Below are 24,870 nucleotides of genomic sequence, written 5' to 3' on the forward strand. Positions count from 1 at the left end.
TCAGAAATGAAGAGACTAGGTTTTTTTCAATCCATTCATTTTAAATTTGCACTCATCTATTTGCTTTTAATTTTAATTGCGATGCAAATTATTGGTGTTTATTTTATAGGCAAATTGGAGTTGCGATTGGTAGAAAATTTTAAAGTATCCTTAAATGAACGGGTCAATATACTTGCTTTTAGTATTGAGCAGGAAATGAATAAAGAGAGGGAAGATCCTTCTACATTAGAAAAAGATATCCGAAATATTTTGCAGGACTATGAGTCTGAAGATATCCAAGAGATTCGTGTTATCGATAATAAAAGTCGTGTAGTTGGAAGCTCAAACCCGTACAGTCAAGGAATTGTTGGACGGAAAACGAATGAGGATTCGGTCAAACGTACGTTATTGCTTGGTGACAACCCAGATAATGTTCGCTTAGATATATCCACTTATGATCGGATGTATGAATCTTCAACACCGATTCGTTCGAATGGAGATATCATCGGCGCGATCTTTTTAACCGCAAGGATGGAAAATGTCTATGATGATATTAAGGAAATCAATGATATCTTTGTAACGGGTACTGGAATTGCGATGGCGATTACGGCAGTCCTTGGAATCTTTGTTGCTCAAACGATTACAAGACCAATTTCAGCCATGAGAAAGCATGTTTTAGAATTAGGAAGAGGTAATTTTTCAAAGAAGGTAAAAGTATTCGGCCATGACGAGATTGGTCAACTTGCTATGACCTTCAACAATTTATCAAAAAAAATACAAGATGCGCAGGCGACAACAGAAGGGGAACGTCGCAAGCTCTCTTCTGTCCTTGCACATATGACAGATGGGGTAATTGCAACCGATAAAAAGGGACGGATTATCTTAATTAATACGCCTGCTATCGACATGCTAGATGTTTCACGTGAAACAGTCCTTGATCAATCAATTGTTTCCGTCTTAGGTTTAGATGAACAATATACATTTGAGCAGCTTGTTCATGATATTGATACGGAAATTCTTGATTTTAGTACACATAAAAAGCAATACATTATAAAGGTTAGTTTTTCAGTTATTAAAAAGGAATCAGGCATTATCAATGGTTTAATTGCTGTCTTATATGATGTAACCGAGCAAGAAAAGATTGAAAGTGAGAGACGAGAGTTTGTAGCAAATGTTTCACATGAATTACGAACACCATTAACGACAATGCGGAGCTATCTTGAAGCACTAGCAGATGGTGCTTGGCAGGATGAAAAGATTGCGCCTCAATTTTTACATGTAACGCAAACCGAAACAGAACGGATGATTAGGTTGGTCAATGACTTGCTGAAGTTATCAAAACTAGATAGTAAGGATTATCGTTTATCCAAGGATTTAATTGATTTTACAAAGTACTTCCACCGAATCATTGACCGTTTTGAAATGACAAGGAAGCAGCATATCTCCTTTATTCGAAATTTACCTGAGAAGCCAATTTATCTGGAAATCGACCAAGATAAGATGACACAGGTTCTCGATAATATTATTTCAAATGCTTTGAAATATTCACCTGAGGGAGGAACGGTTACCTTCCAAGTGGCTGAATCAAATGGTGAAATCATCGTAAGTGTAGGTGACCAGGGTGTTGGAATACCGAAGGATAACATCAATCGAATTTTTGAGCGATTTTACCGAGTGGATAAAGCACGTACCCGTAAATTAGGAGGAACAGGGTTAGGGCTTGCTATTGCCAAAGAGATGGTTGTTGCTCACGGAGGTAGAATTTGGGCTGAAAGTGAAGAAGGGGTTGGAACAACTATTTTCTTTACCCTGCCAATCAATGTGAATCAAGATGGTTTAGAGGATGATTGGGATGAAGTATGAATCAATTAAAACAACAATATTAATTCTCTTAGTGGTTTTTAGCATTGTTCTTACATGGTCTTTGTGGACGTATCAGCCCCAATACGATCACTTAGGAGGAACCGATGACGACTTAGTAGCGGAAGTAACGACAAATATTACAAAGGACGCCTCCGAAATTATAAAGCCTACTAAAATTCTATATCATATTGATGGTCAGCATTTTGGGACTTATAACGAGACAGAACTGAACCGAGTCATGAAAAGGCTTAGGTCTTGGGAAATTCATGAGGTCCAAAACATCACACATACTGTTCAGGATCAAGGTTTAGCAGACTTCTTAAAGCAAAATGGACAAGTTGAAATATACTATCCTGATCCGTTTCCTCTGGAGCTTTATAAATCGTTTATCAAAATTAATGATAAGGACCATTCCTTCATCTCGTTTGACCGATTTGTAATTGATGTCAATTCAGAAGACAATGGCGAAGGGACTGTGTACTTTGTGTCCACTGGTGACAACTTGGTATATGAGGGCCGTGTCAATAGTAGACTCACAAGGGAATTTCGAAAAGACTTCTTTACAACGGCGACGGAATATCCTGAGCAAATTGAATATAAACTATCAGATACGAATTCAGTTTACTTACCGAAGGACACAACGATTGTAGAACGTGTTGATTATTATATTGATGCGATTGAAATTGATACCTTTAAAGATCGCTTATTCACAAATTCAAGTCTTGTAAAGCGGGATGTACTTACTACAGGTGAAGTTCATACTGATGGAACAAGGTTACTAAGAGTCTATAATAATCAAAAGTATATTGAATTCATTAATCCAACAAGAATTAGTGGAGAACCAGCACAGACAACAGATTTAATTCAAACAAGCATTGATTTCGTTAATGAACATGTTGGTTGGACAGATGATTACCGCTTTTTTAGCTGGAGTAAAGAGAATCAAACGACCGTTTTTAAACTCTATGTAAAAAACATTCCTGTTTTTAGTCAAAAGGGACTATCAGATATTACCCAACAATGGGATAACAATGATATAGCGAGATATTTTCATCCATCCATAAACTTACGAATCGATTTGGACTCAATTAAGATAAGACTACCAAAGGGCGAAAAGGTGATGGAGGAAATCACAAGTATGTCGAATTTTAATCCTGAGTTGCTCGAGTCTGTGACAGTTGCTTATGACCTTATAGAGAATGAAGATAATTCCCAGTTTGTTTCACTTCAACCGATTTGGACTTACAGGTATAATGGAAGTTGGAAGAGGGTTGAGATAAAGAATGAGGATTTAGGAGGACATAAAGATGGATTGGAGTAAAACCAAGTCTTTATTTATCATTACCTTCTTGATTCTCAACATCTTTTTAGGATATCAGCTTGTTCAAAAAAGGGATAGCAGTCAACTCGATTTGTTAAAAGAATTAAGTATTGACGAGAAACTAGCGGAAGAGGAAATCACATATGAGGCTTTGCCAAAAGAACCAAAGGAATTAAGCTATATTAGTGGGAAGGTCAAGGTTTTTACAGAGGAGGATGTTAAAACTCTTAAAAATCAAACCGTAAAAATTGATACTGCTGGCATACTAAAGGGTACGTTTACTGATCCTATTAAGCTTTCTTTAACAGATCAAATGAAAATCGGACAATTTGCGAAGGAGCATATCCTATCGGGTGATAAATATACCGTTTGGGATGTGGATGAAGAAGCTGGAACGATTGTTTTAATTCAACAATATAAAAATTACAAGGTCTTTGGACAATCAGCGAATATAAGTGGTGTCATCTATTTGTATCTGAATGAGGACCACGAGGTAACGTCCTATGAGCAAACATTAATTCCTGAATTTGAAGAGCATGAGCTGGAGGAGTTAATTACTCCAATGGAAACCCTAGAAAACCTTTTTAATAATTTTCATCTAAAATCAGGTAGCCATGTATCTAAGGTGGAAATTGGGTATTACCCACTTGTCCCATATTCAGAATCACAGTTATTGGCTCCAGCTTGGCATGTTATCATAGACGATGAAACACATATTTATGTCAATGCCATCGAAGGACAAATTTTAAATAAGACGGAGTGAACGACTATGGGGTTGCATTTTAGTGTGCTTGCAAGCGGGAGCACAGGAAATGCGTTCTATGTTGGAACAGACAAGCATTCCTTGCTTGTAGATGCCGGGTTAAGTGGTAAACAACTAGAACTGTTATTTAAAGAAATCAACAAAGAAATTAAGCATCTTTCCGGGATTCTTGTGACACATGAGCATAGTGACCATATTAAGGGGCTTGGTGTACTGGCGAGAAAGTACAAGCTTCCCATCTATGCGAATGAAAAGACATGGAATGCGATGGAGCGTAATATTGGGGAAATTCCGACGGAACAGAAATTTATTTTTCAAATGGGGACAGTAAAGACATTTGGAAATATGGATGTTGAATCCTTCGGTGTTTCCCATGATGCGGCTGAACCGATGTTTTATGTGTTCCACAATGAGGGGAAAAAGGTTGTTTTAATTACGGATACAGGCTATGTCAGTGACCGGATGAAGGGCACTATTGAAAATGCAGATGCGTATGTATTTGAAAGCAACCACGATGTGTCTATGCTTCAGATGGGCCATTATCCCTGGAGTATTAAGCGACGTATTTTAAGTGATGTTGGACATGTATCGAATGAGGATGCAGCGTTAGCAATGTCAGATGTAATTGGGGACAACACGAAACGAATCTATTTGGCGCATCTAAGTAAAGATAATAATTTAAAGGATTTAGCACGTATGTCGGTTAAACAAACCTTAGAAAGTAAGGGGTATGTTGTCGGGGAACAATTCGATTTGTATGATACAGATCCTAAGCTACCTACAAAGCTAGCCTATGTATAAGAAAAAGCTCATTTGACTTTGATCAGATGGGCTTTTTTGTTTGCATGTTTAGCTCCAGCGCCTAGCCCCTCGAGGTCATAAGCCAATCCGTCAAGAAGGATAAAAGGCATCCTTCTCGCCGGCTTTTCTTATGCTTGTCGGACTTGCACAGGAAGTACTGACATCGACGTTTGCCACAGGACGTGGCAGTAGTTAGTCGATGTTCCCCTTTCTAGGCGCTTGCACTTTTCGAAGAAAAACACTTGCCGCACCCATAATTTTCTAGTAACTTGAAACTAAGATGAAAGTAGGGATGCTATGAAAACCTTTATGTGGCAAACGGCAGGTTTAATGGCGCTTTGGGTGTTGTTTTTCATTTTTGAAAAGCCGGTTCCAACCGCGTATTCAATTATGATTTGTGCTGTTGTCATGACTTTATATTTTTTCTTGAAAGTCACACCAAAGCCAATCTGTTTATATGTTGCGATAACAGTACTTCTACTGACGCAAGGAATTATTGATTCAGGCAATCCATTTACACTTTTATTACTAATGTACGTTGTGTTATTAGCTGTAATTCAGCTTGAAAGTCAACTATTTAAGGGACTTGTTGCCTTTACGGCAGCCTGTTTATTGGGATTCTTTATGTGGATGAAAAGTGATTTATCCGTTTATGTTTATTTTCTCTTATTCTATCTTCTTGCCCTTCAGGTGAATGAACTTTGGGCAAAGCGAGAGGAACAACGCAACCTCTATGAAGAATTGCTTGGGGAATATCGAAAGTTAAAGAGAGTCGCCCTTGTGGCGGAGGAGGAAGCACGCTATCAAGAGAGGACTAAAATTGCAAGGGACATTCATGATTCCGTCGGGCATAAGTTGACAGCACTGTTAATGCAGTTGGAGATCCTTTCAATTAAACAAGGTCCAGAACATTATCATGATTTAAAGGAATTGGCTAAAGAGAGTTTAGAGGAAACACGCTTTGCGGTCCGAACTTTAAAGGATCGAGAGCATGAAGGAATTGCAACCATCTTACAGCTTATCAAAAAACTTGAGGCTGAAAGTCATATTATGGTTCAACTGACTACAAAACAAGGTATCTTGTCCGAACAGCTCACAAATGAACAGAGTGTGGTGCTATATCGAGTAATCCAGGAAGGACTTACAAATGCCATGCGCCATGCCCACTCCCGCGAAGTTCAGGTGCTTCTTGGAAAAACAGCAGACGGAAATATCGAAATTGTCCTGAAAAATCGAATCTATAAGAAGGAACCATTCAAAGAGGGTTTCGGTCTTTCAAATATGCGAAAGCGAGTTGAGGAATTGGGTGGAATGCTATCGGTCTATCAAACGGATGAAGCGTTTGTCATCAAGGGAAGACTTCCGTTAGCAAGAACGTAAGGGAGGGGAAATGGACATGTGGAATGTGTTAATAGTAGAAGATCAATCGATTGTTAGGCAAGGCTTGAAACTCATGCTGGAGCAAGACGAGAAAATCCGTGTTGTGGCTGAGGCCGAAAATGGGGAAGAAGCAATTAAGAAGATGGAGGCACATGTTATTGATGTGGTGTTAATGGATATCCGGATGCCAGTTATGAATGGACTAGAAGCAACTAGAAAGGTCAAGGAACGTTGGCCCGATGCTAAGATATTAATCCTCACAACCTTTAATGATGATGAATACGCAATCCAGGCATTAAAATACGGGGCAAATGCTTTTTTATTGAAAACATCAGACCAGAATACGCTAATCCATGCGGTTTATAGTTGTTTTCAAGGGGGTCTAACGATTCATGAAGAGGTTGCGGCAAAAGTGATGCCACGGTTATTACACAAGGTTGAGAAGAAACTTGAATTGCCTTTATCTACACGAGAATTAGATATTACAAGATTAGTAGGTGAAGGAAAAACAAATAAGGAAATTGCGGATGAATTATATCTATCTGTCGGTACGGTAAAGAACCACATCACGCAAGTCTTACATAAATTAGAGCTTCGCGATCGTACTCAGTTGGCGATTTTTGCAGTAAAAAATGATATTACATAACATACAGGGGTTGTCCAAACATCAGTGGATGGCCCTTTTTTAATGCAGAAATGACTTAGGTCATGTTTTTTTCATAAACAAGTGACGCTAGATAGTGCTGTAAGAGGTCTTGAAAGTCTATGATAAAACTATAAGGGAGGCGACGGTATGTTAGAAGTGATTGATTTATCAAAGAAATATAAACAAAAGTATGCTGCACAGGGGATTAATATGTTTTTGGAAAAAGGAGAGATTGTGGGTCTGCTTGGTCCAAATGGAGCGGGAAAATCTACGACCATCTCTATGCTTTCATCTTTGGTTGTTCCAACATCTGGTGATGTGCGGCTATTAAATAAAAGTACGATTAAGAATCCGCTGAATATCCGTAAGATTTTAGGAGTGGTGCCTCAAGAAATTGCGTTGTACACGGATTTATCAGCTGAAGAAAATTTGCGATTTTTTGGAGAGATTTATAGGTTAAAAGGTGCTGAATTAAAACAGCGAATTGAGGAGGTTTTAGAACAAATCGGTTTAACCGACAGAAGAAAGGATCTAGTTAAAACATTTTCCGGTGGTATGAAAAGAAGGTTAAATATTGGAGTGGCTTTACTTCATAATCCGGAAATAATTATTATGGATGAGCCAACGGTAGGGATTGACCCACAATCTCGAAATTATATTTTAGAAACGGTAAAACGTCTCAATAAGGAACGTGGAATGACCGTATTATATACAAGTCATTACATGGAAGAAGTCGAGTTCTTATGTGACAGAATTTATATTATGGATAAAGGTCATATTATCGCTTCAGGAACAAAGGAAGAGCTAAAAAATATTCTTTCCTCTGAAAATACGATTTCCATTCAGGTTGAGCGGGTAAAAGAAGAATTTATTCAATTACTTGAAGCTGATACAACCGTACGTCAAGTAAAGGTGCAGGACCGTGTTGTAACAGTTATTGTTCCAAAGGAATACAATTTGTTTCAAAAAATCTCGCAGATAGCTGAGGAAACGAGTACAACATTGATATCAGTTGAAGTAAAAGCGCCAACACTTGAAGACGTATTTCTTCATCTGACAGGTAGAGCGTTAAGAGATTAGGAGGTGAGAGGATGATTATTCCGTTTATTAAAAAAGACTTATTGGTATTACTACGGAACCCCCAGGAGTTACTGGTTTTAGTCCTAATGCCGCTTGTCCTTATTGCGATCCTTGGCTTTGCCTTAGGTGGGGTCATGGGTGGAGACGCAGAACCTATCTCAGCTAAAGTGGCATTTATTAATCATAGCAACGAACAAGGGGATGTTGAAGCTTTTATCCAAAAGGTAAAAGCGAAGGGATTGCCACAGGAAGCAGAAACAGCATTAATCCAAAGCGCTAATCAACTTCGTCCAATTCAGACTTTAGTAGATGATATGTTTGGAAGTAAAGAACTAAAAGAAATTGTGGAACTTGAGGTAGTTAAGCAGGAAAAATTGGATGAAATTAAGAATGATGATCGTTACGCTGCTGTTATTGAGATACCAGAGCATTACACTTATGATATTTTATCATCTGCCTTACTAGATGAGCCTTCATCTGCCACGATTACCCTTTATAAAAATGAAGGAAAGCAGATTTCTCCAAAAATAGTGGAGGATATCCTTATGAATTTCCAAAAACAGCTCACTTCCATGACTGTAATAGGGAAAGCTGGAATTCAGTTAGAAGATATGAAAAGTGGGAAACTTGGAAAGACAGAGACTGTTACCGAGCGTGAACCGATTAATTCATTGCAATATTATTCTGTCGGTATGAGCGTTATGTTTATAATGTTTATTGCCTCTCATATTGGCTCATCTGCCTATCGTGAAAAGCAGTTACAGGTGTTCAATCGAATCATTTTATCGAATACGTCAAGATGGTCGTATCTGGGTGGTATCTTTTTCTCTGTAATCCTGATTGCAATTATCCAGCAAGCGATTTTATATGGAGTTACTTCTCTCATATTTAATGTGGTTTGGAAAGACCTTTTCGGTTTTCTCTTAGTGAACCTATCACTATCCTTTGCGATAGGAGGAGTAGGAGCGTTGTTGACCGCATTAAACTTCCGAATTGACTCAGAAGGTGTGTCAAACTTTTTTGGGAATGTGATGGTTTCGATTTTTGCCTTTTTAGGTGGAAGTTTTACGCCGATTGCAGAAACTTCTTCTGTCATTGGTATGTTGGGTAATCTTACGCCAAATGGTGCAGGAATGACCGCATTATTACAATTGCTTCAAGGTGTAGAGCTTTCGGCTATTTCTCATCATATTTTTTATTTAATGGGCTTTGGTTTGGTGATGCTGACCGCAGCTGTTTTTAGCTTTCCAAAAAGAGGTGATGCCATATGATAAGTATTTTACAGGCAAAATTTAAATTATTTCTAAGAAAGCCAATGCTTATGATTGGCATGACCGTAATGAGTATTGTGTTTGCCTTGTTATTAGGTGCCGCAAATTATACAAATATTATAGTACCCGTTTATACAGATATTGAAAATATTGAAGAAACCGGACTTTGGAAAGAACTAAATAAGACTGAGGCGTTTGAATTTAAACGAGTGACAGAAGATGAGGCAAAGAAAATGGTCAGTGAAGGTGATGCAGAGGCTGCTGTGAAGCTAGAAAAGGAATCTTACACAATTGTCATCGTGACAGAGACGTCTAACCTTCATATAATAGAAAGCTATCTTCAGAACTTTTATGGGGATCTTTTAATGGAAGAGCAGATTAAAGAGGCAACAGCCACAAGTAGCTTTATCGACTCAGATGCCATTATTGAAGAATATAATGAAAAGAAAGAGAACCCGTTATTCAAAATTCAAGCTGCTTCTTTTCGTAGCGACGATACTGTGATTATTGATAACCAGCTTCAGACAATTTTTGGATTCACCTTGTTTTTTGTTATTTACACGATCTCATATAATGTTCACAACATATTACAAGAGAGAACATGGGGAGTTTGGGACCGCATGATTTTATCCCCTTTAAAAAAATGGGAGATGTACGCAGGCAATTTAATTTATAGTTTCCTAATGGGATATTTTCAGGTGGCACTCATCTTCGTAGTGTTCCGGTATGCTGTCGGGGTAGACTTTTATGGGGGATTTGGAAAAACGTTAATTGTGTTAATCCCGTACGTGTTCTCAATTGTCGCGCTATCGTTGTTTTTAGTCAGTGTTGTTAAAAGTACTCAACAATTCAATGCGATTATTTCACTTGTATCGGTCTGCTTGTCGATGCTTGGTGGGGCCTATTGGCCATTGGAAATTGTAAGCTCAAACTTCTTGTTAAGAATGTCGGATTTTGTGCCAATTAAACATGCAATGGAAGGCTTAAAAGCCGCTACCATTTATGAAGCACCGATGAGTGAATTACTATATCCAATAAGCATTTTGACGTTAATGGGAGTCGTGTTAATCGGGATCGGAATCAATCTAATGGAACGGAAAAACGCTTAAAGAAAAAGGCAGGGGCTAGTGGCTCCTGTCTTTTCTCATTGTGGGACCAGGTCATGATTTGTATAAAATATGGGTAAAATTAATAGAAAGAGTGTAAAAGGAGAAATCATTTAATGGGGTACTATGATCAGGATTATATAAACCAAAGGCAGCAAAGAAAGAAAGGGAACCGAGGCAGTTGGTTTCTCTCAGCGTTAGTCGGTGCTGTTATTGGGGCACTCCTTGTAATAGTTCTTTTACCGACACTATCCAAGTATCATTTACTTCCAAATGACGAGAATGCAACTCCTGAAGAGGTGAATGGGCTTGATGAGGTGGAGGAAAAAGCACCTGTAACAGGAGAAAGTGTCCAACAAAATATCAACGTGAACGTGACTACAGAGGTTACCAGTGCGGTCAATAAGGTAAGTGAGGCTGTTGTAGGAATTGTTAATCTACAACAAACTAATTTCTGGACAGAGGAATCGATGACAGCGGGTACGGGCTCTGGGGTAATCTATAAAAAAGGAGACGGTAAGGCCTTTATCGTCACAAACCATCATGTAATTGAAGGAGCTTCTGATATAGAGGTAAGTCTTAGTGATGGGGCAAGGGTGAAGGGAAGAGTACTCGGAAGTGATATTTGGACGGATTTAGCGGTAATTGAGATTGATGGGAGCCATATAAAAAAGATTGCTCAATTTGGAAATTCCGATAACATTAATCTTGGTGAACCTGTCATTGCTATCGGAAACCCGTTGGGACTTGAGTTTTCTGGGTCGGTCACACAAGGAATTATCTCAGGCTTAAATCGGACGATTCCAGTCGATATTAATCAGGATGGAGTCCCTGATTGGAATGCCGATGTCATGCAAACAGATGCTGCGATTAATCCAGGAAATAGTGGAGGTGCATTGGTTAATATCAAGGGAGAAGTAATAGGAATTAATTCAATGAAAATTGCACAGGAGGCCGTTGAAGGAATTGGTCTTTCGATTCCGATTACTAGTGCAAAGCCAATTATTGAAGACCTTGAAGTGTATGGCGAGGTTAATCGTCCATTTTTAGGAGTAGGACAACTAAAGAGTTTAAGTGAAATTTCCTCCTATCATCGAATGCAGACCTTGCATCTACCAAATGACGTAACAGAGGGAGTGGCTGTTTTAGAAGTGCTTCGAAATACACCAGCATCGCAAGCGGGATTAAGGGAGCTTGATGTGATTGTGGAACTAGATGGTGAAAAAATCACCTCACTAATTGATTTGCGAAAACATTTATATAATGAAAAATCAGTGGGTGACACAATGGAGGTCACATTCTACCGAGGTGGAGAAAAACAAAAGGCGACGGTACGATTAGCAAGAGAAACAATGTAGGCTCTAGAAAACAGGGGAATGAAATTTCCTCTGTTTTTTGTGGATAAGATTATATGCTAAAATGGGTAAGATAAAACTTGTGGATAAGAAAAATAACAAGATAAAGTTATACCCATAATCCGCAGGTGGATGTGGGTAAGTTTGATGGAGGACGAAAAAATGATTAAATGTTGTGAAGAACATATTGAATTAGCATTGGACATTGTGGTTGATGAACATGAGGTAGCGCCGATTATGACGAAAATTGAAGACGAAAACTTATCAACAACCTGTGAATTTTGTCAAAATAAGGCGGTATATGTTGTAGGGAACTAATATTCCCATACAAGATGTGGATAGAAAATGTGGATATGTGGATAACTTCTGTGGATAGTGTGTTTGTAAAATGTGAACGAAGTGGGGATAAGTGTGAACATCACAATCGTAACAATTGGAAAGTTAAAAGAAAAATATTTAATCCAGGGGATTAACGAATATTTAAAACGATTAACAGCCTATGCCAAGGTTGATATGATAGAACTTGCAGATGAAAAGGCACCGGAAAATTTAAGTGAATCTGAAATGGAGCAGGTGAAACAAAAAGAGGGAGAGCGGATACTTTCAAAATTATCGGATGACACTCATGTCATTGCATTAGCCATTGAAGGAAAAATGAAATCATCTGAACAGCTTGCCGACGATCTTGAAAACCTAGCAACCTATGGAAAAAGCAAAATTGCCTTCATCATCGGTGGTTCTCTCGGCTTAAGCAAGGACGTAATGAAGCGAGCAAATGATACATTGTCTTTTTCAAAGATGACCTTCCCACATCAATTAATGAGATTGATATTAGTGGAGCAGGTGTATCGGGCGTTTCGTATAATTAGGAACGAACCGTATCATAAATAAAAGCAAGGATTAGAGAGTTCTCTCAAATGACATATGGAACCACAATGTCGTTAGGGGCTAAGTAATTGTTTTACATAAGTGGCCGTTAAAAGTTCAATCATATAGAAAACACATTGAATGGGGGGATTCAATGTGTTTTTTTAATAGCTTCTGAAATTTTTACTCAGGCTTAACAGCTATAAATTCATCAATAGTTTCAGGGGTGTGCTTACCTTCTTTTCCTTGGAAAAGATCAATATTAACGGTTACATCCATACATCCAAGATACTTTCTGTTTTCATCACGTACTGCCATGAACTATTGGTAAATTTGACCGGTTTCTTCACCAGATCGTTTTGGAAACCAAAATTCCCATTCGTCACGTGCTCCTGAACGGAAATCATTCAGCAACTTTTCAACGTGATGGGCCATTCTTGGATGTAGTTCAAGTACATGACGACCAATTGCTTCTTTACGACGGCCATGGACACGGTTGGGGTTATTTGAATACCAGCGGAAAATATCGTTAGCATCGCAAAAACCCATTTCAAATGGTAAAAGATTAATAATTGAATCCAAAGTGCTTGCTTTAATTGCACCAGTTTTAAAATTAATGATAGCTTCAGGACTAATTAATTCAGCCAATTTATTTTCAGCCATTTATAACACTCCTTTATGCAATCTCTCTTTAAGAACAGGAAAATAATAGTACAAATAGTAGTGAGGAAAGTTTTCTACTGTTAAGTGGGTATTATCTAACCTCATTAATAATGATAGCATTAATGATGAGAGCGAATTGTGATTTATCTCACAAGATTGTTATTGATGATTATTTGCATTTGAGGGACTGACCATTTTCATTCAGAAGTGGCTTTGGCCAAGTAAAACAATTACCTTGACGTTGACCACTATTTTTTATATAAAGATCGTTAGTGAAAGTTGGATGTGATCAGGATAAAAGGAAGAAATGAGGATTTCTCATAAGGATGCCAGATATGTTGTTTATATAATACTGATAAACAAAAGTATTTTAATGTTGCTCCCTACGTATATCTCCCCTAGTACCTCTTTCTTGGAAGAAAGCACTAGGGGGTTCAATTTAATATGAGAATGTCCCTTTAGTTAAAGGATAAATATACTGATAATTCTATTTAAATTGGACATTCCATAGTTTTACCATTCTTTTGGCTCATAGTTTAATTCTCTAAATAACTGAGTTCGTTCTTTCTTAGATAAATCTCGCCATTGTCCAGGAGGAAGGTTGCCTAAGTGAATATTCATGATTCGGGTTCTTTGCAATCGGTAAACATCGTATCCTAATTCGGCGCACATGCGCCGTATTTGGCGATTTAGCCCCTGTGTTAAAATAATCTGAAAATCAAACTTTGATAATTGAACAACTTCACAAGGAAGTGTTTTTGTATCCAATATTTTGACACCCTCTGACATCTTCTTCAAGAATTCAGGAGTAATTGGCTTGTCTACTGAAACGATATATTCCTTTTCATGTTTATTTTCAGAACGCAGAATTTCGTTAACAATGTCGCCATCGTTCGTAAGAAGTATTAAGCCCTCTGAATCTTTATCCAACCGTCCAATGTTAAATATTCTTAATGGATGGTTGACTAAATCAACGATATTCCCCTTAACTCCTTTTTCTGTGGTGCTAGTAATGCCTACAGGTTTATTTAAGGCGATATAGACATTATTCCTTGCTACTCGAATGGGGTTTCCATCCACTCGAACGTCATCCCCAGGCTCAATCTGGCTACCAATAGTTGCACGCTTACCATTAATGGTAACTCTCCCATCGGTAATTAATTTATCGGCACCTCTTCTAGAGGCTTTTCCAGATTCACTTATATATTTATTAATACGCATGTTGACACAACCTTATCAGAGGATTGTTTTATAGATACTAACTATACTTTATTTTAAGGGTGAATGACAAATTCTGATTTGGATCTAAAACAATTGTTTTAAAAGACTTTATTTTTTGAAAAATCAGTATTTGCACATCTCTTTTTAATTAATAAAATAAAATAGATTGAGGGCCATTAATTGATTATAGAATGGGAGATATCGGATGAAAAAATTCTTTAAAATTATTTTAATTAGCTTGATTTCTATTGTACTAATTGCAATTGTACTGCTTTTATTACTAGGACGTGACAGTCATAAGGACCTAAGTGGAACCCTATCTGAACAGTTAGACCAGTATCTCATTAAACAGGATTTCCAGGGAGTTGTTTTAATTTCAAAAGAAAATCAGGAAGTATTCAAAAAAGGATACGGAATGGCAGGGCCAGATATTCCTAATACCCCAAGTACTCACTATCAAATTGCATCTTTATCTAAAACGTTTACCGCTATTGCAATTATGCAGTTAGTTGAGAAGCAATTGTTATCAATTGATGAACCAATTCGTACATATTTCCCAGAATACCCTAAAGCAGATCAAATTACTGTTGGTCAACTGCTTAGTCATAGTTCAGGAATCCCAGATTACCTTAGACCAGAGTTTGAATTTGACTATAGTAAAGAATGGAAACCAGAGGACATTGTAAAAGTTACAGAAGATGCTGAGTTACTATTTCCCCCAGGAGAAAGTTTTCATTATAGTAATACAGGTTACGTGATGTTAGGGATGATAATTGAGAAGGTTAGCGGATTAACCTATGCAGATTATATTGAAGAGCATATCTTTAAACCAAGTGGAATGGTGAATTCCATGTTTTCACTAAAAGAAGGATTCCCGGCGGCTGTTGGCCATGTTAAGGGTGAAGAAGGACCATTAATGAATAACACAGCTGCATTTGCTGCAGGTGATATTATCTCAACAGTTGAGGACCTAGCTCTTTTTGATCAGGCTATCCGAAATCACGTGCTTATTTCTGCTGAAACAGATGATTTAATGGGAACTACTCAAGCTAAGAAGTTTCCATATCAATATGGTTATGGCTGGTATACTCAGAATGTAATGGGGCTTGATGCGGTAGGACACTCTGGTGGATACCCGAGTGGTTTCCGTCACTATGTTACTCGTTTACTAGATGAGGGAATTACGGTTATCGTGTTAAGCAATGAAATGACTATTAATTCAAAGACAATTAATCGGAACCTTACTTCGATTATGTTGCAGGAACCAATTTGGATATGGGAAAAATTATTTTAAAATCTACCTTTAAAACATAAAATTTGCCCCTTCTTTACTGTGAAGGGGCATTCTGTTTGTCTCTCAATGAATAACAAAAAGGGATGTAGAATGGCTACATTTCTTTACCCTTTAGGACAGGAGAGTAGTTAACAATTACATCTTCAGTTTTTGTATCCTTCTTTACATGCCACCATTACCATAGTTAAGTTGCCAGTGGATTCCGAATTTATCGGTTACTTGACCATAGAGCTTGCTCCAGAATGTTTCTTGGAGTTCCATGCTAACTGTCCCACCATCTTTTAATTGTTCATACCAAGATTTCAAATCATCCATATTTTCACTAAGTAATGCAAGTGTAACGTTATTGCCTTCAACAAAAGGTTGTCCGGGGAAGTTATCTGAAAACATAACATTGCTTCCAGCGATATTGAGTCGTGTATGCATCACTAAGTTTTTTGCTTCTTCTGGTAATGGGTAGTCTGGACTTTGCGGTGTTTCACCAAATGTCATAATTTGTGGTGTTTCTGTTTTAAACACCTTTGCGTAAAACTCAACTGCTTCTCGGCAATTGCCATTAAAAACAAGATAAACATCTACCGCCATTTTCTCACTTCTCCTTATGTTGGAATATATACAATTTCTAGTCTATCCGGTTAGTTCAAGAATAGCCAACTCTTAATGAAATATTCACCAAAATTAAATCAAGGTTTAGACAAATGAACAAAGTCTAATATAAAAACAGTTCTACTAAAAAAACGGAAAAACAGGCCAATAGGGCGACGTTCACCAGGTTTGCCCCTCTGTAGGCGAAGAGAATTGCGACAATAAAACCTATTAGGGCAGACCATGGTGATGCAGTGGCGTCTAAAATAGCCGGAAAAATCATCACGGCCAATGTTACAAAAGGGACATAGTATAAAAACGATCGGATATAAATATTTTTAATTTCTTTTCTGATAATTGTAAGTGGCAGAACCCGAATGAGATATGTTACAACTGCCATCACCAAGATATAAAAAATAACATTATTCATTCCTATCCTCCTTTACCGGAAAGCCAAAAGCTGCGATACCTGCAATCAAAATTGTTAATATAATAATTTTCACACCAGAGGAGATAGACTCCAACAATGGCAATTTAGCAAATATCAGGCTGAATACCATCGAAATGACAATTAACCCAGATAGGATTTTATTCCCTTTTGCAGGAGGGATAATGACAGCAAGTAACATTCCGAATAGAGCAATACTTAATGCACTAATCAATCTTGGTGGTAAAATGTTTCCAGAAATAACTCCAAACAGTGTACCTAGTGCCCATCCTGGCACAGCAGCACTCATTACACCATAAGCATAATAAGGGCTTAACTTTCCAGGAACCGCAACGGAGACTCCAAATACTTCATCCGTAATTCCATATGACATAATGAATCGGTGGAAAAGGGACGTATTTGAATCAATCTTTTGGGATAAAGCAAAGGACATTAAAAAATATCGGGAGTTGATAATTAATTGTGTGACAGCAATTTCGATGACTGTTGCGGCACTAGCAATAAGAGTAAGCCCCGCGAACTGTCCAGCCGATGTTAAATTAGTCACGGACATCAAGAATGCTTCAAATGGATTTAGCCCGGCTTGTTTGGCAAGTATGCCAAAGGTAAACGAAACCGCAAAGTAACCCATTGCAATGGGCAACCCGTTCTTTAGACCGCTTCTCCATTCGCCTATATGTGTTTTCATTTGTTCTTTTTCTCTCCTCCAATTCTACCGCCGTGAAAGATAATTTTAATTGAAACATGATTTTCTTCTTATCGTTTGTTTTTTTGATGTTTTCCGTTTAATCCGGTTATGCAACTATTTCTATTTTTCTATAATTTTCTTATTATAACAGTTATTTTAGAATAAATGAATCTAGTAATGTTGCTAGATCAAGAGAGAAAAGAAACAGGTTATTGATATTATTTTAAAATATAAAATACCCCTTCCATACCGAGAAGGGGCCTTCCTTATGTCTTTCAATGAATTTCCAAAAGGGTGTAGACTTGCTACATTTCTTTACCTTTTAGGGAAGGAGGGTAGTTAACGACTACGTTTTCAGGTTTTGTTACTTTCTTCTTATTCACTAAGTGAAGTGCTAGGGCTGTAAAGACAAATCCTCCAATAAAGTTACCAATTGTAACCGGAATTTGGTTCCAAATCCACCAATCACCTAATGTAATATCAGCACCCATAAGTATCGCTGTTGGAATAACAAACATATTTACAACAGCATGCTCAAACCCTTGGGCGAAAAATATAAAGACCGGAAGCCACATGGCAGCAATTTTTCCAATAGTTGAACTTGAAACGAATGCCATAAAGGCCCCTAATGTTACCATCCAATTGCATAAGATGGCCTTTGTTATAACAACAATAAAACCATCTCCACCAATGCTTTTATATGTAAGGGTCTTTCCCTCTGCAACAGCAATCATCTTATCAATCATGGCTCCTTGAGTGATATGCCCGAGTTTTGTAGTAACTATATAAAATAAAACACCATAAAATAGACTTCCTAATAGATTTCCGAGAAAGGCCCAGAAAAAGTTATAGATGACATTTTTGCTTGAGGTAAGATCTCTTATTCTAGCAAGCGGTAGCATCGCGAAATTACCCGTCACAAGTTCAAGACTTAATAATAATACGAGCACAAATCCAACTGGAAAGACCAAAGCTCCAACAATACTTAGGTTCGTTTCTATTGTGGCAGTAAAGGCGAGTGTTGTTGCAAAGCCGAGAAAGGCTCCTGAAAGTATGCCTTTAATCAAAATGTCACTTATTTTTAGGGTGGATTTATAAGCACCGGCATGTGCAACATCCTCTATTAACTGGGTTGGTTTAACATAATCCAAGGTCATTGCCTCCATTTATTTTTGTATGTAGTCTCCTTTATTGTACTGAGTTGGATTTTAGCAACGCAATGTTTATTTACAAAAACTTACATTTAACTATATGCATGCTAAATATGGTAAACACGGAGATAAGCTTGTTTTGTAGGTGGAAGCGGTTACCCGCATGGGTTAAAGGAGGGCGAAATACTTATAGAAGCACAAATCATTGCCGTAAGTGACACATTTGATGCAATGACGGAAGACCGCTCATATCGCAAGGCTTTAACTCCACAAATTGCTATAGATGAGTTAAAAAGACTAGCAGGGACTCACTACGATAAAAAAGTGGTAGATGTCTTTGAGGATATTTTAAAAGAAGAAAAGCGAATATAATGGGGTACCCTTTATGGGTACTTTTTTGTTTTTGTTTAAAAAAAGGCAGAGAAGAGTCTTTATAAACTCTCTCTGCCATTTACTTTATTCAGAAACCTTCTTAGCCCACTTTAATGTAGGATAACGGTTTACATAGTATGCAACATCTTCAAATTTTTCTGAAACAAGGTAGTTATTTGTATAGAAATATACTGGCATAAACGGCATGTCTGTCATAAGAATTTCTTCAGCTTCGTGAAGAAGTTCATAGCGTTTCTTATTATCTTGTTCAACCTTAGCTTGTGCCATCACGCTATCGAATTCTTCATTTACCCATCCAGTACGGTTATTCGGGCTATCCCCTAAATAGTAATCTAGGTTAACCACTGGATCGACGAATATTCCAATCCAACCCATACGTGCCATTTGATAGTTATGTTGCTTGGTTGTGTCTAAGTAAGTACCCCATTCTTGGTTACCAAGCTTAATATCTACCCCAAGGTTCTTTTTCAACATTTCTTGAACTGCCTCTGCAGTCTTTTTGTGATTCTCGTCTGTATTATAGAGCAACGTTACTTCTGGTAGTTCTGTCCAGCCTTCTTCAGCCATACCTTCAGCTAAAAGCTTTTTAGCTTCTTCATAGTTTTCTTCGAAATAGTCTCCACCAGTTTCACGGAATTCACCGTCTGGGGTTTGTGCTCCAGTTGGTACCATTGCATATGCTGGAGTTTCTCCTGCTTTTGTAATATTTTTTGTTAACGCATCACGGTCAATTCCCATTGCAAATGCTCTACGTACTTTTGCATTATTAAATGGTTCTTTTTCGACGTTAAACATATACATGTATGTTCCATAGTAAGGGACTTCTTTATACTCTGGATTCTTTCTTTCAGCATCAATAGAATCAGTAGGTAATGTCATAACTAAATCAAGTTCTTTTGTTTTGAACATTTGATAGAATGTCGTTGCTTCTCCAACCATTTTGAATGTAACTTTTTCTAGATTCACAACATCTTGTGCGTAATACTCTTTGTTTTTCTCAATAACTACTTGGCTATCATGCTTCCATTCAGTCATTTTAAATGGACCATTACTAATATAGCCTTCAGCTTCAGCTGCCCAGTTTTTATTCGTTTCAACTAGCTCTTTCTTTACTGGGTAGAATGTCCATAATGTTAATAGACTATCAAAATAACCTAGTGGAGAATTTAATTCAACAACAAAGGTACGATCATCTTTCGCAGTGATTCCTACATCTTCCAGAGAACCTTTTCCTTTGTTATAATCCTCAGCACCTTTTATGTAATACAAGTAAAATGCAAATGCACTTCCTGTATCAGGACTTAAGACACGTTCCCATGCATATTCAAAATCATATGCGGTTACAGGAGTACCATCAGACCATTTAGCATCCTCTCTCAAAGTAAACGTATAAGTCTTTCCATCGTCTGATTGTTTAACATCTTCAGCAACACCTAATACAGGGTTACCATCTTTATCACGTGTATACAAGCCTTCAAAAATATGATCTAAAACCCATCCAGAAGGAACATCTGTTGCCATTGCTGGATCAATCGCAGGTGGCTCAGTCTTAATATTAACCACCATTTCCTGTTTTACATCTGCGGAACTCTTGCCACCTGATTCTTTACCAGTAGAACTACTACTGCATGCGGCAAGAATGGACGAAACTGCGATAACTAATGTTAATAATACTAGCCACTTTTTCTTCATGTTTTTCTCTCCTTTGTATCAATTTTATTGGATCATATCGTCGTGTTACTTAAAAAGCAGTAGTAGACTCTATGAATAATAACCATGTACCTAAATAGATACTAAAATACCTTAATTTTACCGAAAATCGGTTTTCTAATTTGGAAATTACCTACTAGCAATATTTAGAAACGATTTTCCTACCTAAATTAGGAATGAATAATAGTCATTATATAAAAATAATTTTCAGAAATCAATAATAATTTTTAAAAAGGGGAATAAAATATATATTTGCACTAGTAAAATTGAATCGAAAGGGAAAAAAGTATAATTGTGCAACAAATTAAAATAAAAAGAGAAGTGTAAAATATCTTTTCACTTCTCTTTTAGGAAAGTCATCTTTTTAAATATTGATTCATAAAGGTAACAATCATTGTATTCATTTTAATGTGGTTTTCCATTTTTTCCGTTTGATGCCCTTCATCCTCGAAAATGACCAGTTCAGCTTGTTTACCTTGAGTGCGTAGATCAGAGTATAGTTGCTCCGCCTCGCTTACGGGCACCCTCGTATCATTACGCCCATGAAAAATTAACAATGGAACAGATATATTCTTTGTATGATTTAATGGTGCTATCTCTTCAAAGAAATCTACATCTTCATCAAGGGTCCCGTATTCACACTCACGCAATTTTCGGCGCCATGAACCAGTGTTTTCAAGAAAGGTTTTAAAATGAGAAATCCCAACAATGTCTACTCCTGCTGCCCAAATATCAGGATAGTGTGTTAAAGCCGCAAGAACCATAAAGCCCCCATAGCTTCTTCCCATAATTCCGATTCTATTCTTATCAACTGACCTGTTTGTAATAAGATCCTGAACAAGCCAAGCAAGGTCAGCAACAGCATCCATACGCTTTCGTCCATCATCTAATTGTACATATTTTCTTCCATACCCCATGCTACCACGGACATTTGGTGCTACCACGGCAAATCCTTGGCCAGCTAGAAATTGGATAACAGGGTTAAATTCCGCCTTAATTTGATATTCCGGACCACCATGGACGTATATGACAAGAGGCTGAGACTGCTCCTTTTTCCCATAGATAAAATATGGAACTTCTAACCCATCAAAGGAGGAAAACGTACATAGTTCAGGCTCTAGCCATAGGTTCTCGACACTTTCTGAACGTCCTACAAATGTAAGTCTTTCTGCTTTTTTTAGGTCAATGGAGGCTCTCCATATATCCCCAGGGAGGGTTGGACTATTTAAGCTGAATATCAGGTTTTTGTCATCTAACCAGGAAAGAGAGTCCAAAACGCCATTTGGAATGCCCATTATTTGATCATGTTTACCTGTCATCAAATTAAATATGGTAAGTGAATATATTCCCCCTTCGTTGACCGTATACACTAGCTTTTCCTCATTGGGTGACAATGCTATCTCTTCAACATCCCATTTATCAATTGAGAATAAATTTTTCAGTGCAGTAGGCTCATCCCAACTAAATTGGTAGATATCTAATGTATCGTTGTAAGCATCAGATAACACGAAGCCGTTTTTACCATCCTTTGTTAAAATGAGAGATTGGTATCTTGCCTGAGTTCCTTCAAATCCAATTCTATTTTTTTCTCCAGTATGTATATCTAGAACATATAATGATGTATCTATATTTGTCTCTTGAATGCTGATAACTAGCTGTTCTCCATTTTTTAGCCATACTAGAGGTGTACAGTTTCCATCATATTCAAATACAACGGATTCTTGTTTTGTTTCAACATCCATAATAAATACATCAAAGGCTCCTGGATGCCTTCTATTGCTCGAATAGGCAATTTTACTACCATCAGGAGACCAACCTCCAAGGTAGTGGAAATGGGGAGGAGAGACCACTAATTCTTCAACAATCTTCCCCTCCTCTTTTAGAAGATAAAACTGTTGTTTTTCATTCCCTTTTGAATCCATTCCAACAACGGTTTTATCACCAGATGGTGAATGATAGACTGATAAAATACGATCTTCTAAATCCGTATATTGTTCAATCTTTGAAGTATCTTTGTTCCACTTCCATACTTGAGGTATGCCAGTTTTCTTAGTTAAAAATGTAACTGTATTTTGGTTTGGGATAGCAGTAGGCTTATAAGCAGAAACTGCGTTTAAATAGCTATGTAATTTTGATTCAAGTGTCATTTCCATTTCTAATTCACCCTATCTTTATTTTTGAATGGTCTAGTATATACAAAAAAAGACTATTTGCTTTATTTATAAAATACAAATAGTCCAATAACAGAAAGAGATATTGTCAAAATCGAAAATTGTAATGTTACCTTATAAATCATCATAGAAAGGTTATGCTTAAATTGAATGATGTCTTCATTATTTTCTAATTCCTCATCCACTTGTTGTAATGACCTAGACTTTGGCATCATAGTCATATTCAACTTCTTAAAACCAGACATAAAAAGGCGTAAAAATCCGGTATGAATAATCCTCACGGATATAGCAATCAAACCTGAAATCAGTCCGATTAGGAAGGTTACATTTATCCATTCAAGTAAGGATAGATGCAGAAATGCAATTATCCCGATCCAGAAAAGGATAATGAATAGTGGAAAAATAACTTTTTTCATCTTCTTAAGCCCCTTATTTAATAGGGCAGAGGGAGTCAAACAAATGGCTCACTCTGCCTGTTTACGATTATTCAGAAACCTTTTTAGCCCATTTTAACATAGGATAACGGTTTACATAGTAGGCAATATCTTCAAATTCATTTGAAGTAAGGAATGTATTTGTATAGAATGAAACCGGAATAAATGGTAAATCATTCATTAATACTTTTTCAGCATCATGGAGAAGTTGGTAACGTTTTGCTTGATCTTGCTCCACTTTCGCTTGCTGCATGAGACTATCAAATTCTTCATTTACCCATCCAGTACGGTTATTTGGGCTATCACCTAAATAGTAGTCAAGCATTACAACTGGATCAACAAAGATACCAATCCAGCCCATACGAGCCATCTGATAATTTTTTTGTTCGGTTGTATCTAAATAAGTACCCCATTCTTGGTTGGCTAATTTAATCGAAACACCAAGATTTTTCTTAAACATTTCTTGTACAGCTTCAGCAATTTTCTTATGGTTCTCACTTGTGTTATACAATAATGTAACTTCAGGTAGCTCTGTCCAACCTTCTTCAGCCATTCCCTCAGCTAGTAGCTTTTTCGCTTCATCATAGTCCTCTTTTAAATAGTCCCCACCAACTTCTCGGAAGTCGCCATCAGGAGTTTCTGCTCCAGGAGGTACCATGCCAAATGCTGGTGTTTCTCCACCCTTTGTTACATTTTCTACGAGTGCTTTACGATCTATTGCCATTGCAAATGCTTTACGCACTTTAGCATTGTTGAATGGTTCTTTTTCTACATTTAGCATATACATATATGTTCCATAATACGGTACAGCATGATATTCTTCATTTTGCTTTTCAGCATCAATTGCATCTGTAGGCAATGTCATAATTAAATCGAGTTCATCTGTTTTGAACATTTGATAGTACGTTGTTGCTTCGTTTACCATTTTAAAGGTAACCTTGTTTAGGTTCACGACATCACTTGCATAATATTGGTCGTTTTTCTCAATAACTACTTCACTATCATGAGCCCATTTTGTCATTTTGAATGGACCATTACTGATATAACCTTCTGCTTCTGCAGCCCAATTTTTATTGGATTCTACAAGGTCTTTTTTAACAGGATAGAATGTCCATAACGTTAGCAAACTATCAAAATAACCAAGTGGACTTGTTAGTTCTACTTCGAATGTACGGTCATCAACTGCTTTTATACCAACGTCTTCGACTGTTCCGTTTCCTTTGTTATACTCTTCTGCACCCTTAATATAATAGAGGTAAAATGCAAATGAGCTTCCTGTTTCTGGATTCAGCACACGCTCCCATGCATATTCAAAGTCATGCGCAGTTACTTGTGAACCGTCAGACCATTTTGCATCCTCACGAAGTGTGAAAGTATATGTTTTCCCATCATCAGAAACCTTTACATCTTCAGCAACACCAAGGACTGGGTTTCCATCTTTATCACGAGTATATAAACCCTCAAAAATATGATCGATAACCCAACCAGAGGTTGTATCTTCTGCTAATGCAGGGTCAATTGCAGGTGGTTCAGACATCGCATTAACGACAATTTCTTGCTTAACTTCTGTACCTTCGCCACCACTTTCATTACCTCCGCCACAAGCAGCGAGTACTGTTGAGAGTGATAGTACAGTGACTAATAATACTAGCCATTTCTTCATATTTAAATCTTCCCTTC

At 37.4% G+C, this 24,870-nt stretch carries 23 protein-coding genes and 1 pseudogene; 14 read left to right on the forward strand and 10 right to left on the reverse strand.

Features of this window, described 5'->3' with window-relative positions:
* The first annotated feature begins 6 nt into the window (after positions 1-6).
* From walK to rlmH, 12 genes are all read left to right on the forward strand, one after another.
* On the forward strand, positions 7-1,842 hold the full coding sequence (walK, locus tag CKK03_RS00700) for a cell wall metabolism sensor histidine kinase WalK (protein WP_099360722.1): 1,836 nt from the start codon (positions 7-9) through the stop codon (positions 1,840-1,842).
* On the forward strand, positions 1,832-3,163 hold the full coding sequence (locus CKK03_RS00705; protein WP_180271103.1) for a YycH family regulatory protein: 1,332 nt from the start codon (positions 1,832-1,834) through the stop codon (positions 3,161-3,163). The genes walK and CKK03_RS00705 overlap by 11 nt, the downstream gene beginning before the upstream one ends.
* Positions 3,150-3,926 (forward strand): two-component system regulatory protein YycI, encoded by a 777-nt coding sequence (locus CKK03_RS00710; protein WP_099360724.1) that lies wholly within the window; start codon positions 3,150-3,152, stop codon positions 3,924-3,926. The genes CKK03_RS00705 and CKK03_RS00710 overlap by 14 nt, the downstream gene beginning before the upstream one ends.
* Positions 3,927-3,932: 6 nt before the next feature.
* A complete protein-coding gene (gene yycJ, locus CKK03_RS00715) occupies positions 3,933-4,727 on the forward strand; it encodes an exodeoxyribonuclease YycJ (protein ID WP_099360725.1) in 795 nt (264 codons plus the stop codon).
* A 297-nt stretch (positions 4,728-5,024) separates the two neighbouring features.
* On the forward strand, positions 5,025-6,107 hold the full coding sequence (locus CKK03_RS00720) for a sensor histidine kinase (RefSeq protein ID WP_099360726.1): 1,083 nt from the start codon (positions 5,025-5,027) through the stop codon (positions 6,105-6,107).
* Positions 6,108-6,123: 16 nt separating this feature from the next.
* A complete protein-coding gene (locus CKK03_RS00725; RefSeq protein ID WP_099360727.1) occupies positions 6,124-6,753 on the forward strand; it encodes a response regulator transcription factor in 630 nt (209 codons plus the stop codon).
* Between the two features lie 147 nt (positions 6,754-6,900).
* The gene (locus CKK03_RS00730) at positions 6,901-7,833 is read left to right on the forward strand and encodes an ABC transporter ATP-binding protein (protein WP_099360728.1); all 933 of its coding nucleotides are present in this window, start codon (positions 6,901-6,903) and stop codon (positions 7,831-7,833) included.
* Between the two features lie 11 nt (positions 7,834-7,844).
* Positions 7,845-9,104, forward strand: a complete 1,260-nt coding sequence (locus CKK03_RS00735) for an ABC transporter permease (RefSeq protein ID WP_099360729.1) — start codon at positions 7,845-7,847, stop codon at positions 9,102-9,104.
* A complete protein-coding gene (locus CKK03_RS00740) occupies positions 9,101-10,213 on the forward strand; it encodes an ABC transporter permease (RefSeq protein ID WP_099360730.1) in 1,113 nt (370 codons plus the stop codon). Before CKK03_RS00735 ends, CKK03_RS00740 begins: the two co-directional genes overlap by 4 nt.
* A gap of 113 nt (positions 10,214-10,326) precedes the next feature.
* Positions 10,327-11,568: a S1C family serine protease gene (locus tag CKK03_RS00745; RefSeq protein ID WP_099360731.1), complete on the forward strand. Its 1,242-nt coding sequence runs from the start codon at positions 10,327-10,329 to the stop codon at positions 11,566-11,568.
* Positions 11,569-11,727: 159 nt separating this feature from the next.
* Positions 11,728-11,883, forward strand: a complete 156-nt coding sequence (locus tag CKK03_RS00750; RefSeq protein ID WP_010677398.1) for a CxxH/CxxC protein — start codon at positions 11,728-11,730, stop codon at positions 11,881-11,883.
* A 93-nt stretch (positions 11,884-11,976) separates the two neighbouring features.
* Complete coding sequence (gene rlmH, locus CKK03_RS00755) at positions 11,977-12,456, forward strand: 23S rRNA (pseudouridine(1915)-N(3))-methyltransferase RlmH (RefSeq protein WP_099360732.1); 480 nt, start codon at positions 11,977-11,979, stop codon at positions 12,454-12,456.
* A 297-nt stretch (positions 12,457-12,753) separates the two neighbouring features.
* On the opposite strand, the gene CKK03_RS00760 is transcribed toward rlmH, so the two are convergent.
* Entirely contained in the window at positions 12,754-13,095 is a 342-nt protein-coding gene (locus CKK03_RS00760; protein WP_099360733.1) for a PAS domain-containing protein, read from the reverse strand.
* 513 nt (positions 13,096-13,608) lie between these two features.
* On the reverse strand, positions 13,609-14,316 hold the full coding sequence (gene rluF, locus CKK03_RS00765) for a 23S rRNA pseudouridine(2604) synthase RluF (RefSeq protein WP_099360734.1): 708 nt from the start codon (positions 14,314-14,316) through the stop codon (positions 13,609-13,611).
* 205 nt (positions 14,317-14,521) lie between these two features.
* Here rluF and CKK03_RS00770 point away from each other — a divergent pair, with 205 nt between their 5' ends.
* A complete protein-coding gene (locus tag CKK03_RS00770; RefSeq protein WP_099360735.1) occupies positions 14,522-15,610 on the forward strand; it encodes a serine hydrolase domain-containing protein in 1,089 nt (362 codons plus the stop codon).
* 162 nt (positions 15,611-15,772) lie between these two features.
* Here CKK03_RS00770 and CKK03_RS00775 read toward each other — a convergent pair whose 3' ends face one another.
* From CKK03_RS00775 to CKK03_RS00790, 4 genes are all read right to left on the reverse strand, one after another.
* Positions 15,773-16,195, reverse strand: a complete 423-nt coding sequence (locus tag CKK03_RS00775) for a VOC family protein (RefSeq protein WP_099360736.1) — start codon at positions 16,193-16,195, stop codon at positions 15,773-15,775.
* Positions 16,196-16,319: 124 nt separating this feature from the next.
* On the reverse strand, positions 16,320-16,625 hold the full coding sequence (locus tag CKK03_RS00780) for an AzlD domain-containing protein (protein ID WP_099360737.1): 306 nt from the start codon (positions 16,623-16,625) through the stop codon (positions 16,320-16,322).
* Entirely contained in the window at positions 16,618-17,331 is a 714-nt protein-coding gene (locus CKK03_RS00785; RefSeq protein WP_099360738.1) for an AzlC family ABC transporter permease, read from the reverse strand. The genes CKK03_RS00780 and CKK03_RS00785 overlap by 8 nt, the downstream gene beginning before the upstream one ends.
* 305 nt (positions 17,332-17,636) lie before the next feature.
* Complete coding sequence (locus tag CKK03_RS00790; protein ID WP_099360739.1) at positions 17,637-18,482, reverse strand: formate/nitrite transporter family protein; 846 nt, start codon at positions 18,480-18,482, stop codon at positions 17,637-17,639.
* A gap of 159 nt (positions 18,483-18,641) precedes the next feature.
* Between CKK03_RS00790 and CKK03_RS24220 the strand changes: the two are divergent.
* Positions 18,642-18,854: pseudogene (locus CKK03_RS24220) on the forward strand (HD-GYP domain-containing protein); the annotation flags it as partial.
* Positions 18,855-18,938: 84 nt separating this feature from the next.
* Here CKK03_RS24220 and CKK03_RS00795 read toward each other — a convergent pair.
* The 4 genes from CKK03_RS00795 to CKK03_RS00810 all read right to left on the reverse strand — a co-directional run bounded on the left by CKK03_RS00795 (position 18,939) and on the right by CKK03_RS00810 (position 24,853).
* The gene (locus CKK03_RS00795; RefSeq protein WP_099360740.1) at positions 18,939-20,567 is read right to left on the reverse strand and encodes a peptide ABC transporter substrate-binding protein; all 1,629 of its coding nucleotides are present in this window, start codon (positions 20,565-20,567) and stop codon (positions 18,939-18,941) included.
* 374 nt (positions 20,568-20,941) lie between these two features.
* The gene (locus tag CKK03_RS00800; protein ID WP_342744882.1) at positions 20,942-22,738 is read right to left on the reverse strand and encodes a S9 family peptidase; all 1,797 of its coding nucleotides are present in this window, start codon (positions 22,736-22,738) and stop codon (positions 20,942-20,944) included.
* A 62-nt stretch (positions 22,739-22,800) separates the two neighbouring features.
* Positions 22,801-23,172: a DUF3899 domain-containing protein gene (locus tag CKK03_RS00805; protein WP_099360741.1), complete on the reverse strand. Its 372-nt coding sequence runs from the start codon at positions 23,170-23,172 to the stop codon at positions 22,801-22,803.
* Between the two features lie 67 nt (positions 23,173-23,239).
* Positions 23,240-24,853, reverse strand: coding sequence for a peptide ABC transporter substrate-binding protein (locus CKK03_RS00810; protein WP_099360742.1), 1,614 nt, complete (start codon positions 24,851-24,853; stop codon positions 23,240-23,242).
* Positions 24,854-24,870: the final 17 nt, after the last annotated feature.

The organism is Fredinandcohnia onubensis, from assembly GCF_002734215.1.
Taxonomy (GTDB): domain Bacteria; phylum Bacillota; class Bacilli; order Bacillales; family Bacillaceae_L; genus Ferdinandcohnia; species Ferdinandcohnia onubensis.

Excerpts from the sequence above, each read along its gene's own strand:
- walK (WP_099360722.1), top strand. The coding sequence starts at position 7 with ATGAAGAGACTAGGTTTTTTTCAATCCATTCATTTTAAATTTGCACTC.
- CKK03_RS00705 (WP_180271103.1), top strand. The coding sequence starts at position 1,832 with ATGAAGTATGAATCAATTAAAACAACAATATTAATTCTCTTAGTGGTT.
- CKK03_RS00710 (WP_099360724.1), top strand. The coding sequence starts at position 3,150 with ATGGATTGGAGTAAAACCAAGTCTTTATTTATCATTACCTTCTTGATT.
- yycJ (WP_099360725.1), top strand. The coding sequence starts at position 3,933 with ATGGGGTTGCATTTTAGTGTGCTTGCAAGCGGGAGCACAGGAAATGCG.
- CKK03_RS00720 (WP_099360726.1), top strand. The coding sequence starts at position 5,025 with ATGAAAACCTTTATGTGGCAAACGGCAGGTTTAATGGCGCTTTGGGTG.
- CKK03_RS00725 (WP_099360727.1), top strand. The coding sequence starts at position 6,124 with ATGTGGAATGTGTTAATAGTAGAAGATCAATCGATTGTTAGGCAAGGC.
- CKK03_RS00730 (WP_099360728.1), top strand. The coding sequence starts at position 6,901 with ATGTTAGAAGTGATTGATTTATCAAAGAAATATAAACAAAAGTATGCT.
- CKK03_RS00735 (WP_099360729.1), top strand. The coding sequence starts at position 7,845 with ATGATTATTCCGTTTATTAAAAAAGACTTATTGGTATTACTACGGAAC.
- CKK03_RS00740 (WP_099360730.1), top strand. The coding sequence starts at position 9,101 with ATGATAAGTATTTTACAGGCAAAATTTAAATTATTTCTAAGAAAGCCA.
- CKK03_RS00745 (WP_099360731.1), top strand. The coding sequence starts at position 10,327 with ATGGGGTACTATGATCAGGATTATATAAACCAAAGGCAGCAAAGAAAG.
- CKK03_RS00750 (WP_010677398.1), top strand. The coding sequence starts at position 11,728 with ATGATTAAATGTTGTGAAGAACATATTGAATTAGCATTGGACATTGTG.
- CKK03_RS00760 (WP_099360733.1), bottom strand. The coding sequence starts at position 13,095 with ATGGCTGAAAATAAATTGGCTGAATTAATTAGTCCTGAAGCTATCATT.
- rluF (WP_099360734.1), bottom strand. The coding sequence starts at position 14,316 with ATGCGTATTAATAAATATATAAGTGAATCTGGAAAAGCCTCTAGAAGA.
- CKK03_RS00770 (WP_099360735.1), top strand. The coding sequence starts at position 14,522 with ATGAAAAAATTCTTTAAAATTATTTTAATTAGCTTGATTTCTATTGTA.
- CKK03_RS00775 (WP_099360736.1), bottom strand. The coding sequence starts at position 16,195 with ATGGCGGTAGATGTTTATCTTGTTTTTAATGGCAATTGCCGAGAAGCA.
- CKK03_RS00780 (WP_099360737.1), bottom strand. The coding sequence starts at position 16,625 with ATGAATAATGTTATTTTTTATATCTTGGTGATGGCAGTTGTAACATAT.
- CKK03_RS00785 (WP_099360738.1), bottom strand. The coding sequence starts at position 17,331 with ATGAAAACACATATAGGCGAATGGAGAAGCGGTCTAAAGAACGGGTTG.
- CKK03_RS00795 (WP_099360740.1), bottom strand. The coding sequence starts at position 20,567 with ATGAAGAAAAAGTGGCTAGTATTATTAACATTAGTTATCGCAGTTTCG.
- CKK03_RS00800 (WP_342744882.1), bottom strand. The coding sequence starts at position 22,738 with ATGGAAATGACACTTGAATCAAAATTACATAGCTATTTAAACGCAGTT.
- CKK03_RS00805 (WP_099360741.1), bottom strand. The coding sequence starts at position 23,172 with ATGAAAAAAGTTATTTTTCCACTATTCATTATCCTTTTCTGGATCGGG.
- CKK03_RS00810 (WP_099360742.1), bottom strand. The coding sequence starts at position 24,853 with ATGAAGAAATGGCTAGTATTATTAGTCACTGTACTATCACTCTCAACA.